Consider the following 11,940-nt stretch of genomic DNA (forward strand, 5'->3'; position numbering starts at 1 on the left):
CTGGCACTTAACGGAAGGAAAACACCATGCGCAATGCACTCTGGCATTCCTGGTCCCGACTGTCCGGCGTCCTGTTCCCTGCGACTGCCGTCGCCCTTTTCTTCACCCCGCAAGATTCCGGCTATGTTGCCTTGTTGGCAACGGCCGCACTGGCCTCCGGTGGCACCTGGATTTACTTGCGCGATAAGCCAAACAAGGACGAAGCCGGGGTGCCCCGCTAGAATGGCGGGATGCTTTCCGAATTCGACCTGATCAAACAATACTTCGTGCGTCCCTTGCCGGGACGCGCAGCACTTGGCATCGGCGACGATTGCGCCCTGCTGGCCCCGTCGCCAGGGATGCAGACCGCCATTTCCTCCGACATGCTGGTCGAGGGGCGGCATTTTTTTGCCGGCGAAGCGCCGCAGCGCCTGGGCCACAAGTGCCTGGCAGTCAACCTGTCCGACCTGGCCGCCATGGGTGCCCGTCCGGTTGCCTTCACGCTCGCCCTGGCCCTGCCGGCCGCCGACCGCGCCTGGCTGGAGGGCTTCTCGCGCGGCCTGTTCGCGCTGGCCGATGCGCATGGCTGTGAACTGATCGGCGGCGATACCACCAAGGGGCCGCTGAATCTCTGCATCACCGTATTCGGCGAAGTGGCGCCGGGGCGCGCCTTGCGCCGCAGCGCCGCCCGTGCCGGCGACGATGTGTGGGTGTCCGGTACCCTGGGCGATGCGCGCCTGGCCCTGGCCGGCTACCGGGGCGAACTGGCGCTGCCGGCCGACGCCCAGGCAGCCGCCGGCACGCGCATGCATATGCCGACGCCGCGCGTGGCGCTGGGCGTGATGCTGGCCGAGCGCGGGCTGGCGCATGCCGCCATCGATATCTCGGATGGACTGGCGGGCGACCTGGGCCACATCCTCGAAAAATCCCGCGTGGGTGCGACGCTGAACGCTGACGCCCTGCCGGCTGGCCCGGTGCTGGCAACCCAGCACGTGGCGCTGCGCCGCGCTTTCACGGCCGCCGGCGGCGACGACTATGAGATCTGTTTTACCGCGACCGCAGCGAACCGCGAGGCGATCCTGGCCGCGGGTGCCGCCTGCGGCACACCGGTCACGCGCATCGGGCGCATCGAAGATGCAGCCGGCCTGCGCTGGACCGATGCCGGCGGCGCACCGCTGGCGCTGGAGCTGTCCAGCTTTGACCATTTCACCACCTGAACCATGAACTTCCGCGAGCAATTTCAAGGCCTCGACACCGAGCAGCTGCTCGACTACTTGCGCCTCGACCTTGCCGATGAGGCCAAACAGCCACTGTTGCAGGTGCTATCAGCGCGCGGCGTACCGCCTGCAACCATTGAAGGGATACTGGCCAGCGAATTCGAATGCCTGCAGGAACAGCGTGCGCAGCAAGAACGCCGCCTGGCAGGCGTGGGCGCGCGGCTGGCGGCATTCGCTATCGACCTGGGCGCGGCAATACTGGCGTGGGGCCTGCTGGAGGCAAACCTGGAAGCGCGCTTCGAAGGAGAACAGTGGCCGTGCGCGACGGCCCTGTTTTGCGGCTACATGCTGTTGCGGGACGCCATTCCAGGCCAGGGGCTCGGCAAACGCATGCTGGGCCTGCGTGCGGTGCGCATGCCGGGCGAACGCCGCATGACGCTGGCCAGCTCCTTTATTCGAAACGCGACCTTGCTGCTGCTGTTCTTTCCTGATGCACTGTGTATCGCGGGCGAAAGCCGCAGGCGCCTAGGCGACACGCTCGCGCGGACTATCGTGTTGCGGGCGGCCGCAAGTGACGCAGATACGCGCCTGGCGGCTTGCCCACCAGCGCAGTGAATTCCTTGATGAAGTGGGCCTGGTCGTAATAGCCCAGTCTTAGCGCGAGCTGCGCCAGTTCCACCGCGGCACCGGCTTGCAGCTGAGCCACGGCTTCGTGCATGCGGTAGCGCTTGATCACCCATTTCGGTCCGACGCCGACGTATTGCTGGAACAGGCGCTGCAAGGCGCGCTTGTTGCTGCCCGCCTGCGCGGCCAGGGCGTCCACTGTCAGCAGCGCAGGATCGGCGGCAATCGCCGCCACCAATGCGGCCGCGCGCCCGGTGTCTGCATCGGGCAAGGGCAGGCGCGCCAGCAGGAAGGCCTGCGCTGCCGCTGCCATCGCATGCGGCGCCGACGCCGGCGCGCAGGCACGCACCTGCCGCGCCAGCGCGTTGCCATCGCTGCCGAACACCTGCGCCAACGCCACCCGCTGGTCGGCAATTTCCGCCACGGCACGGCCGAGGAAAGGCCGGAAGCCGCCCGGCCTGAACTTGATCCCGAACGCGAAGCCCTGCCCTGCCAGCAGCTTGGTGTAGCGCGCAGTGTGGACGCCGTACACGCCGTCACTATCGTGCTCGATCACCAGGTGCACGTTGGGATGCGGCAGCGTTTCCTGCTGCTGAGGTGGATGTCCGTGCATGTCCCAGCCGACGAACCAGTAATGCTCGACCAGTCCGGCCAATTGCGCGCACGGCGCCAGCCGTTCGTGGCGAAATGTACCCATCGCAAGACGCGGTACCAGGATGCCGCGCGGTTCGGTATCGATTTGTCGCGTTTTTCCAATCATCAGGCGCAGGAGACTACCATAATGACCGCATGAAAACACTGATCCCGTTACTATTCGCACTCGCCGCCGCCGCGGCCAACGCAGGAGACAAACCCATGCAAATCGAAGGCAGCTTCGACGTCAAACTCACCCCCCAGCCGCCAGCCGAAGGCCAGACCTGGGGCCGGCAATCCATCAGCAAGACTTTCCATGGCGCGCTCGACGGCAGCAGCCACGGCGAAATGCTGGCCGCCGGCACCGCCGTCAAAGGCTCCGCCGGCTATGTCGCCATGGAGCAGGTCACTGCCACGCTGGAAGGACGCAAAGGGACCTTCTTCCTGCAACACTTTGGCCTGATGGACAAAGGCACGCCGACGCTGAAGGTGAGCGTCATTCCCGACTCCGCCACCGGCGAACTAGCCGGCCTGCAAGGCACGATGTCCATCGACATCACCGGCGGCCAGCACCGCTATACCTTCACCTACCAACTGCCGCCCCGCTGACATGTCACGAAGTGGTAACAAGCGGAGACTATTATCCCGCCTGTCTCCACATTCATACCACTCTCTCCCATGAATGTTTTCCGCCGCCCCATGTGGGCGGCATTTTTTTATCCGGTGAGCGCGGTGTGGTCCTCGCCCGGCTCGCCGGCGCGGCGGCCGCTGCCGTGCATCAGCCAGTAATGGTGGAAGGCCAGGCGGATATTGTCGCGCAACTGGGTATCGTCCCACGGCTTGGTGTAGAAGCGGTAGATCGCACCGCGGTTGATCGAGTCCAGCACCGCTTCCAGCCCCGTATATCCGGACAGGATGATGCGGATGGTGTCCGGGTACATCTCCTTGACCTTGGCCAGGAATTCGGTGCCGCTCAGGATCGGCATACGCTGGTCGCACACGATCACCTGCACCGGATAGAGCGCCAGCAGGTCGAAGCCCTCGGCCGGCGAGACGGCAGTGAGGATGCGGTAGCCGTCGCGGCGGAACAGGCGGTGCAGCGAGGACAGCACGTTGACGTCGTCGTCCACCAGCAGCAGCGTTTGCGGCGGTTCAGCCGCCACGTTCGGGTCGGGTGGCAAGCTCTTGCCCGATTCGGCCAGGGCGCCCATTTCCGCTGCCGCCAGGGGCCGGCTGAAGAAGTAACCCTGGATTTCATCGCAGCGGTTGCGGCGCAGGTATTCGAGTTGCGGCCGCGTCTCGACGCCTTCGGCAATGACGCGCAGCTTGAGGCTGTGCGCCATGCTGATGATGGCCAGCGCAATCGCCGCGTCGTTGGGATTGGTGGTGATGTCGCGCACGAAGGCGATGTCGATCTTCAGCTTGTCGATCGGGAAGCGCTGCAGGTAGGCCAGCGAGGAATAACCGGTGCCGAAATCGTCGATCGCCACCTTGATGCCCAGCTCCTTGAGCGCGGTCAGCACCTGGATGGTGCGCTCGGCGTTCGACATCAAGGCCGTTTCGGTCAATTCCAGTTCCAGCAATTCGGCCGGCACATTGTGCCGCTCCAGTGCCTGCCGGACATCGCTCTCCAGGTCGCCCTCCACAAACTGGCGGCTGGCCACGTTGACCGCCACATGCACACCGCCCACCGGCGTGCGCAGCCAGGTCGCGATCTGGCGGCAGGCAGCATCCAGGATCCAGCTGCCGACGCGCACAATCAGGCCGGTATCTTCCAGCACACTGACGAATTCCGCCGGATAGACCAAGCCGTAGCCCGGCCGGTTCCAGCGCAGCAGCGCTTCGGCCCCGCTGATGCGGCCCGTGGTCAGGTTGACCTTGGGCTGGTAATGCAGTTCCAGCTCATTGTTGTCCAATGCGCGGCGCAGCGCCATCTCCAGGTCGAGCCGTGCCAGCACCTGCACGTTCATGCCGGCGGTGAAGAAGCGATAACCGTCGCCGCCGGCATCCTTGGCGCGCTCCATGGCGGTGTTGGCGTATTTGACCAGCGTCTCGGGATCGTTGGCATCGTCCGGATACATGGCGATGCCGATGGAGGCGGTCAGCGTGGCCTGGTGGTCGTCCAGGTCGAACGGCGAGCGCAGGGCTTCGCGCACTTCGTTGGCGACCAGCACGGCATCCTGCTGGTCGCGCGTCATGGTCAGGATCAGCGCGAACTCGTCGCCGCCCAGGCGGCCTACCGTATCGCGCAGGCGCACGCATTGCACCAGGCGGTTGCTGAACTCGTGCAACAGTTGGTCGCCCATGGCCGCCCCCATCGAGTCGTTGACCTTGCGGAAGCGGTCCAGGCCGATGAACAGCACCACGATGCGCCATTCCTTGTCCTGCGCCAGCTCGATCGACTCGCCCAGTGTCTGGAAGAACAGGGTGCGGTTGGGCAGGCCGGTCAGGCGGTCGTAGTGCGCCATGTGGCGCAGGCGTTCTTCGGCCAGGCGGCGTTCGGTGACGTCGCGCGCCACGCAGATCAGGGTGCGGTGGGCCGACTCGCCTTCGCTTTGCAGCAGCCAGTAGACTTCCACCGGCACGGCCGCGCCATCGCTGCGCAGCAGTTCGATTTCCGTCAGTTCCGGTGCACGGTGCGGGGCGTTCAGCGCCTGGCCGGCGCGCTCGGCCTCGGCCGACAGCGTCTCGCGGCTGCCCAGGCCAAGCCTGGCGGGCTCCAGCGACAGCAGCTGCGCGCGCGGATGGCCCAGCATGCGGCAGGCGCCTTCGTTGACGTCCACCAGCGCCAGGGTGCCGGTGTCGATCAGGAAAATGGCGTCGGCCGTGGCATCCATCGCGCTGCGAAAGCGCTGCAGGTCGGCAGTACGGGCGCGCACCGTCTGTTCCAGCACCTCGTTGTAGTCGCGCGCCTGCTGGTGCAGCAGCCGCACTTCCAGCATATTGTTGATGCGCGTGAGCACCTCGACCGGGTCGAATGGCTTGCTGATGAAGTCGCGCGCGCCGGCATCGAGCGCCGGCAGCTTCTGGTCCGGCTGCGCAGTCACCACCAGCACCGGCAGGTATTCCGGCTCCAGCGGCTTGAGCGCTTCCATCACGTCGAAGCCGCTCATGCCGGGCATGTGCAGGTCGAGGATGATCAGGTCATAGCGGTGCTCTTCGTGCCAGGGCGCCACCACGCGCGGGTCGGTGGTGGAACTGACGTTCACATAGCCGCTGGTCTGCAGCAGGTATTCCAGCAGCTGCACGTTGACCGGCTGGTCGTCCACTATCAGGACTTTGGCGTTCAGGATATCGTCGCGGCTGATCACTTGGACGTACTCCCTTCCTCCTCCCTGCGAGCCAGGAAGGCCATGGTGCTGTTGATCGCTTCGGTGAACTCGTCGATGTTGATCGGCTTGATCAGGTAGCGGAAGAAACCGGCCGCCAGGCCTTTTTCAACGTCGCGCGGCATGGCATTGGCGGTCAGTGCGATGACGGGGATATGCGCGGTGCGGGGATCGGTGGCCAGCAGCTTGACGGCGTCGATGCCGTTCAGGCCGGGCAGGTTGATGTCCATCAGGATGATGTCCGGCTGGTGGGCACGCGCCAGTTCGACGCCAAGGTGGCCATCCGGCGCGGAAATCAGTTTCAGGTCGGGACGGAAGCTGATGATTTCCTCCACCAGCTTGAGGTTGGCCGGATTGTCTTCCACGTACAGCACGGTCGCCGGCTCGCCTGCCGCATGGCGGTGCGGCTGCGCCGGACGCTCGGCATTGAGGTCCACGCGCGACGGCGTCGGCTCGGTCGATTCCAGCTCGATCCAGAACATGCTGCCCACACCCTGGCTGCTGGTGACGCCGATCGTGCCGCCCATCAGCTCGACCAGGCGCTTGGTGACCACCAGGCCGATGCCGGTGCCCTCTTCCGCCCCGCTCTCCTGTCCCAGGCGGTTGAACGGCTGGAACAGCTGCATCACCTGTTCCGGCTTGAGGCCCATGCCGGTATCCTGCACCGAGACCCGCACCAGGTTGGGCCCGCTCGGGCTGCAATCGACCACCACGGCGCCGCCATCGCGGTTGTACTTGATGGCATTGGACAGCAGGTTGAGCAGGATCTGCTTAAGGCGGGTGCGGTCGGCCGTGACGTTGGCGACGCAGCAGTCCGGGAACAGCAGGCGAATGCCGCGCGCGCTCGCCAGCGGCGCCACCATGCCTTCGCATTCTTGCAGGATCTCGTTCAGCGCGACCGGCTCCAGCGACAGCGCCACGGCCCCCGATTCGATCTTGGCCAGGTCGAGGATTTCATTGATCAGGGTAAGCAGGTGGCGGCCGGACTTCAGGATATGGCTGGCGAATTCGCGTTTCTGCACCAGCGTGGACGGCAGCTTCTCGGAGGTCAGGATTTGCGCGAAGCCGAGGATGGCATTCAGCGGCGTGCGCAGCTCATGGCTCATGGAGGACAGGAAGGCCGACTTGGCCTGGTTGGCGCTCTTTGCCTCCTGCATCGCCATGGCCAGTTCGCTGTTGGCCTGCTCGAGCTGCAGCGTGCGTTCGTGCACGCGCTGTTCCAGTTCCTCGTTCAGGCGCATGATTTCCTGCTGCGCCTTGCTGCGCTGCTCCGCTTCGCGCGCGATTTCGCTGCTGGAGGTTTCCAACTCGCGCGTGCGGCTTTCGATCTCGCTCAACATCTTGTTGAAGGCGTCGGCCAGTTCCGCCACCTCGTCGTTGCTGGTGCCCGGCGCGCGGCGCGAGTAGTCGCCGGTCGCCATCACTTCGCGGGCCACGCCGGCAATCTCCAGCACCGGCTGCGTGACCACCTTGTTCAAGGGCCGCATCAACAGGTAGGCAATGCCCATCGCCAGGAAGGTGGCGATGATGGCGATCATCACGTAGTCGCCGAAGCGGCCCAGAAGTTCATAGTCCGACTGCATGTAGACCGTGCCCAGCAACTCGCCGTTGTCGCGGATGCGCCGGAACAGCATCATCTTGCCGTCTTCGAATGCCACGCCCTCGGCCTGCGGCGCGGCAGGCACGCTGAGATCCTTTCCCGGCGCCACATAGGTGGCGAACAATTGGCCGCGCGCATTGTAGATGGCGCCTGCGTTGACTTTCGGCCGCAGGCGCAGCAGGGCCAGGTTTTCCTTGGCCAGGCGCTGGTCGTCGAAGGTCAGCGCGGGCGCACTCATATGCCCCAGCAACTCGGCCTGGGTGGTCATGTCGGAACTGAGCGACTGGTGGTAGGCGCGCAAGTCATAGGCGATGATGGTGCCGAGCGAGACCAGCAAGGCCACCAGCGTGACCAGCATCACCACGCCAAGCAGCTTTTGCGGCAGGGAGCGGCGGCGCGCGATCATCCCGCCACCTGCTGCACGCGCAGGGCGGCCGACAGCATGCGCGCGCTGATTTTCAGGCGCGCCACGGCTGCATGTTTCAGGGACACTTCAAAACGCAGCCTTTCGTCGGCGATGACGAAGTTGATCATGCTGCCCATGCCGAAGGTTTCGTCGCCATCGGTGACGGTCAGCACCGGCTGGCCGCGGCTGGCAGCCAGCAGTTCCTGCGCCAGCTGCTTGTCATGCGCCGGGATGAACAGCATATGGATGCCGGCCAGGCTGTCGCCGCGCTTGACGCGCCTGACCTGCAGCGGGCGGCCATTGGCGGTGTGCCCGGCCACGGTCTGTTCCAGTTGTTCGGCCAGCGGGTCGGCGCCGGCCACACCGATCACGATAGGCGCATCGGGACGGGCGAAACTGCCTTCGGGCCATTCCACGAAGCCGGCAAATTTATACAGGTAGGCGGCCTTGACCTGGCGTTCCAGGCTGGAGCCGGATTGGGCATGGGCGAACAGGGGCCACAGCGCAGCCAGCAGCAGCGCCACCCAGAAAACGGGACATCTTCCTTGGAGAGTCCTCACCGCCATGCCTCGCGAACAGGGGATTGGGGGCATTCTATCGCTGAGTACCCGGCAGCGGCGCAAATATTGGTTTATCGCACCACAAAAGCCTTCCCAGGCTTGCATGTTAGTCGTGACGCCACATTATTGCGGTGCAGCGTGGTCAATCTGCACAGCAGCGCGCTAGAATGGGCTCAAACGCTTTTGTTTGCTAAAGGAGCCACAAGTGAGTACAGACATCAACGAACTGGCCGCCCAGGTGGGTAAGGCCCTGCAAGACAAAGGCTTGCTGTTGGCAACCGCGGAATCGTGCACCGGTGGCGGCATCTCGACGGCGATTACGGACATTGCCGGCTCCACCGGCTGGTTCGATTGCGGCTTCGTGTGCTACTCGAATGCTTCCAAGACCGAGATGCTGGAAGTGCCGGCCGCCATGATGGCGCAATTCGGTTCCGTCAGCGAAGAAGTGGCAGCCGCCATGGCGCAAGGCGCGCTCGGCTCCAGCAATGCCCACGTGGCGATATCGGTGACCGGCATCGCCGGTCCTACCGGTGCGGTACCGGGCAAGCCGGTTGGCACGGTGTGTTTTGGCTGGGCCAACGCCGATACCGTGCACACCGAACGCCTGGTATTCTCCGGCGACCGCCAGGCGGTGCGCGCGCAGACCATCGAGCATTCGCTGAAGGGCCTGCTGCGCTTTATAAATTAGTTCAGAAGGCGGCTGCGGCGCTCCGCCGCGGCCGGTTCAAACAAGGTCAGGCCGGCAATGGCGCGGCTGATTGCCACGTACAGGTAGCGCCGTTCTTCGGCGTATTCGTCCCCGTTGCGGGTAGCGCGCGGGAACTGGCCTTCTTCCATATACGGCAGCAGCACCTGCTGCCATTCCCTGCCCTTGGCCGACTGCACGGTTGCCAGCGCCAGCGCCTTGCCCGCAGCGCCGCGCGCCGTGGGCTTGCCGCGCGTCGCCACCTGGCGGCGGCGCAATTCTTCAAGGAAGGCCGGCGCCTTCGCGTCGCCTTGGCGCTGGGCGAAATCCAAGAAGGCACCCAAGGTGCGCAACACGGAGTCGGCGTGTGCGCGCTTGACGAAAGTGCGGCGGGTGGCGGCCGGCAGGTCGAGGCCCGTGCTGGCCAGCTCCAGCAATTGCGCGGCGCTGGCTGTGGCGGCCTGCGCCTTCATCTGCGCCAGCACGTCGGCCAGGCGCTGCTTCCAGCGGCGGGTGGCGCCGCTGTCGTAATGCTGTTCGGCGCACAGCAGGCCGCTGAACATGAACTCCAGTGTTTCCGGGTCGCGCACCACGGCGTCCTTCTGCTGCTGGTAGGCGTCACCGGAGCCGTACATGGCGTGGCTGGACTCGTAGTCGCGGCGGTCGCCCGAAACGGCGAAATAGGTTTGCAGGCCGTCGACCATCAGCTCGCAGCTTTCCTTGTCCGCCTTCAGCGTGCTGTAGTCGCCGCTGGCCACGTGCAACAGGGCGCGCAGGGCCATGATTTCCGGGCGCTTGAGGTAGGAAGCGAAACCGTCGCAGTTGTATGGCAAGCCGGCGTCGAGCAAGGCGTTCTCGATTTCCACGCTCTGGTCGACTTCGCGCAGGATGATGGCAAGGTCCGGCCCCAGCGCCAGCTCTTTCGCCTTGGCGACGACGGCGCGAGCGCAGGCTTGCGGGTCTGCGGGCTGGTATTCGACGTGGCGCACTTCCGAGTAGGTGTCCGGGTGCGACTCGAAGCCGCACTTGGGCAGCGCGCGTTCCAGCAGCTTTTTCAAGGATACGCCGCAACGGCGCGATTGCGACAGCGGCAGGCGCTCCGCATCGGGGAAGGCCAGCTCGAAGCCGCCGCCGGAGAAGCGCGGATCGGCGCCGCGTTCGGCGTTGATCACCTGGTGGCGGTCGCCCACCACCACCAGCCGCGCGTTGCGGCGGAACAGCTGCAGCAGCTCGAATTCGGCGGCATTCACGTCGTGCCACTCGTCGACCAACAGCAAGTTCGCTTGCGGCATGTCGTGCACCGCCTCCGGGAAGCGGCGCAGGATGGACACCAGGTCGGTCGCGTAATCGACCGGCGCCTGCCACAGGATATGGCCGGCCTGCGGCTGGCGGCGGCGCTCGAACTCATGGAAGATTTCAACGATCTCGCGGTCTTCCAGCTGGAACTCGTTGCACAACTCGTCGAAGGTGAAGTCGTCGAAGACTTCATCCTCGAAGCGCAGGGTGGCCAGGGTGGCCTTCATCTGCGCCAGCAGTTGCAGCATCATTTCCACGCGCTGGGTGCTGCGCTCGAAGTCGAAATCGAATTCCGTGTAGTGGCCTTCGTGGCGCTGCCACACCGTGTTGGCTGCTGCCACCAGCATGGGGCGCATCTGCTCCAGGCTGGACCAGCGCTCAGGCAAGTCGAGCCAGTTGCCATGTTCCGCGATGCGGGTGAGCTGCGAACGTGCCAGCGCTTCCACCGTCAGCACCTGCACCTTACGGCCAGGACATTCCAGCGCCAGCTTTTCGTAGAAACGCTGGCGCGCGCCTTCCGAGAAGCACAGGCCCAGCACCACGCCCGGTTCCTGTGCCGCCAGCATGGACAGCGTGGTAGTCTTGCCTGTCCCTGCGCGCGCCTCGATCATCAAGGTCTGGGCGCGGGACTTCAGGATCGCTTCCTGCTCGCTGGATGGTGAAACTCGCATGCCTGTTCAAATGGTGCCAATGAAAACACGCATTCTACCTTGGCTGGCCGCCGCAGCCGCAGCCGCCCCCCTCACCGCCCCGGCCGCCGGCCAGGCGGCGCGGCCCCTGACGGTGTACGCCGCCGGCGACATCGCCGACTGCCGCTATAACAGCGCCGCCGACTCCGGTGCCGCCGCAACCGCCGCCCTCATCGCCAAAGGCGACCCGGACGCCCTGATCCTCACCCTGGGCGACCATACCTACCCGAATGGCGCCCCGGCTGAATTCAGCGACTGCTACGCTCCCACCTGGGGCCGGTTCAAGTCCCGCACCCGCCCCACGCCCGGCAACCACGAATACACCAGCGGCAAAGCCAACGGCTATTTCGGCTACTTCGGCGAACTGGCCGGCCCTCCCGGCCGCGGCTATTACAGTTTCGACAAGGGCGGCTGGCACTTCATTTCCTTAAACAGCGACCTGAAAACCGCCGATCACCAGCGCCAGCTCCTGTGGCTCAAAGACGACCTGGCCGCCAGCAAGGCGCGCTGCACCCTCGCCTACTGGCACGCGCCCATGTATAGTTCTGGCGGACACACCCCGACCACGAAGATGCAGGACATCTGGCGCGCACTGCACGCGGCGGGCGTCGAGCTGGTTCTGTCGGGGCATGACCACGACTACGAGCGCCTGGCGCCGATGGATGCCGACGCGCAGCCCGATGCCGCGCGCGGCGTACGCCAGTTCGTGGTCGGCACCGGCGGCGCCATGCTCACGCCCTTCCTCTGGCTGAATGAACAGAGCGAAGCGCGCTCCAACTGGCGTACCGGCGTGCTGAAATTGGTTGTGAAGGAAAACAGCTACGAATGGGAGTTCCTGCCGGTCCAACCGAAGACGGCCCCGGAGCGCCCGCAGCAGGAGGCCCGTGACAGCGGCACGGCCGACTGCCACTGATAACAGGAG

The 11,940-nt window shown here is 65.3% G+C and carries 11 protein-coding genes; 6 read left to right on the forward strand and 5 right to left on the reverse strand.

Translation table 11 applies throughout. The annotated features are described in order from the left end of the window. The first annotated feature begins 26 nt into the window (after window positions 1-26). Genes BM269_RS02705 through BM269_RS02715 form a run of 3 tightly spaced genes read left to right on the forward strand, consistent with a single transcriptional unit; the run spans window position 27 to window position 1,811 of the window. On the forward strand, window positions 27-221 hold the full coding sequence (locus tag BM269_RS02705; protein WP_090435476.1) for a hypothetical protein: 195 nt from the start codon (window positions 27-29) through the stop codon (window positions 219-221). A 9-nt stretch (window positions 222-230) separates the two neighbouring features. Beyond that, window positions 231-1,196 carry a thiamine-phosphate kinase gene (thiL, locus tag BM269_RS02710; protein WP_090435477.1) on the forward strand — a complete coding sequence of 322 codons (966 nt, stop codon included), beginning with the start codon at window positions 231-233 and terminating at the stop codon, window positions 1,194-1,196. Between the two features lie 3 nt (window positions 1,197-1,199). Next, window positions 1,200-1,811, forward strand: a complete 612-nt coding sequence (locus tag BM269_RS02715) for an RDD family protein (protein ID WP_090435478.1) — start codon at window positions 1,200-1,202, stop codon at window positions 1,809-1,811. On the opposite strand, the gene BM269_RS02720 is transcribed toward BM269_RS02715, so the two are convergent. Continuing rightward, complete coding sequence (locus BM269_RS02720) at window positions 1,744-2,517, reverse strand: helix-turn-helix domain-containing protein (protein WP_090435589.1); 774 nt, start codon at window positions 2,515-2,517, stop codon at window positions 1,744-1,746. The two genes, BM269_RS02715 and BM269_RS02720, sit on opposite strands and share 68 nt — an antisense overlap. 92 nt (window positions 2,518-2,609) lie before the next feature. On the opposite strand from BM269_RS02720, the gene BM269_RS02725 reads away from it, so the two are divergent. Further along, window positions 2,610-3,062: a DUF3224 domain-containing protein gene (locus BM269_RS02725; protein ID WP_307152450.1), complete on the forward strand. Its 453-nt coding sequence runs from the start codon at window positions 2,610-2,612 to the stop codon at window positions 3,060-3,062. A gap of 107 nt (window positions 3,063-3,169) precedes the next feature. Here the strand turns inward: BM269_RS02725 and BM269_RS02730 are convergent, their stop codons facing one another. The 3 genes from BM269_RS02730 to BM269_RS02740 are packed head-to-tail and all read right to left on the reverse strand — an operon-like array spanning window position 3,170 to window position 8,348. Further along, window positions 3,170-5,764, reverse strand: coding sequence for an EAL domain-containing protein (locus BM269_RS02730; RefSeq protein WP_090435480.1), 2,595 nt, complete (start codon window positions 5,762-5,764; stop codon window positions 3,170-3,172). Then, window positions 5,761-7,788 (reverse strand): sensor histidine kinase, YfiR-like protein-associated, encoded by a 2,028-nt coding sequence (locus BM269_RS02735; RefSeq protein ID WP_229204465.1) that lies wholly within the window; start codon window positions 7,786-7,788, stop codon window positions 5,761-5,763. The genes BM269_RS02730 and BM269_RS02735 overlap by 4 nt, the downstream gene beginning before the upstream one ends. Further along, complete coding sequence (locus BM269_RS02740; protein ID WP_170860262.1) at window positions 7,785-8,348, reverse strand: TOL_0243 family YfiR-like periplasmic protein; 564 nt, start codon at window positions 8,346-8,348, stop codon at window positions 7,785-7,787. The genes BM269_RS02735 and BM269_RS02740 overlap by 4 nt, the downstream gene beginning before the upstream one ends. Window positions 8,349-8,553: 205 nt before the next feature. Here BM269_RS02740 and BM269_RS02745 point away from each other — a divergent pair, with 205 nt between their 5' ends. After that, complete coding sequence (locus BM269_RS02745) at window positions 8,554-9,036, forward strand: CinA family protein (protein ID WP_090435482.1); 483 nt, start codon at window positions 8,554-8,556, stop codon at window positions 9,034-9,036. Here the strand turns inward: BM269_RS02745 and BM269_RS02750 are convergent. After that, the gene (locus tag BM269_RS02750) at window positions 9,033-11,000 is read right to left on the reverse strand and encodes a 3'-5' exonuclease (protein ID WP_090435483.1); all 1,968 of its coding nucleotides are present in this window, start codon (window positions 10,998-11,000) and stop codon (window positions 9,033-9,035) included. The two genes, BM269_RS02745 and BM269_RS02750, sit on opposite strands and share 4 nt — an antisense overlap. A gap of 19 nt (window positions 11,001-11,019) precedes the next feature. Between BM269_RS02750 and BM269_RS02755 the strand changes: the two genes are divergently transcribed. Continuing rightward, on the forward strand, window positions 11,020-11,931 hold the full coding sequence (locus tag BM269_RS02755) for a metallophosphoesterase family protein (protein ID WP_229204466.1): 912 nt from the start codon (window positions 11,020-11,022) through the stop codon (window positions 11,929-11,931). Window positions 11,932-11,940 lie beyond the last annotated feature (9 nt).

Source organism: Duganella sp. CF458, from assembly GCF_900113115.1.
Classification (GTDB): Bacteria; Pseudomonadota; Gammaproteobacteria; order Burkholderiales; family Burkholderiaceae_D; genus Rugamonas.

What these genes read in the sequence shown, in the direction of transcription:
- BM269_RS02705 (WP_090435476.1), top strand. Translation starts at nt 27, where the DNA reads ATGCGCAATGCACTCTGGCATTCCTGGTCCCGACTGTCCGGCGTCCTG.
- thiL (WP_090435477.1), top strand. Translation starts at nt 231, where the DNA reads ATGCTTTCCGAATTCGACCTGATCAAACAATACTTCGTGCGTCCCTTG.
- BM269_RS02715 (WP_090435478.1), top strand. Translation starts at nt 1,200, where the DNA reads ATGAACTTCCGCGAGCAATTTCAAGGCCTCGACACCGAGCAGCTGCTC.
- BM269_RS02720 (WP_090435589.1), bottom strand. Translation starts at nt 2,517, where the DNA reads ATGGGTACATTTCGCCACGAACGGCTGGCGCCGTGCGCGCAATTGGCC.
- BM269_RS02725 (WP_307152450.1), top strand. Translation starts at nt 2,610, where the DNA reads ATGAAAACACTGATCCCGTTACTATTCGCACTCGCCGCCGCCGCGGCC.
- BM269_RS02735 (WP_229204465.1), bottom strand. Translation starts at nt 7,788, where the DNA reads ATGATCGCGCGCCGCCGCTCCCTGCCGCAAAAGCTGCTTGGCGTGGTG.
- BM269_RS02750 (WP_090435483.1), bottom strand. Translation starts at nt 11,000, where the DNA reads ATGCGAGTTTCACCATCCAGCGAGCAGGAAGCGATCCTGAAGTCCCGC.
- BM269_RS02755 (WP_229204466.1), top strand. Translation starts at nt 11,020, where the DNA reads ATGAAAACACGCATTCTACCTTGGCTGGCCGCCGCAGCCGCAGCCGCC.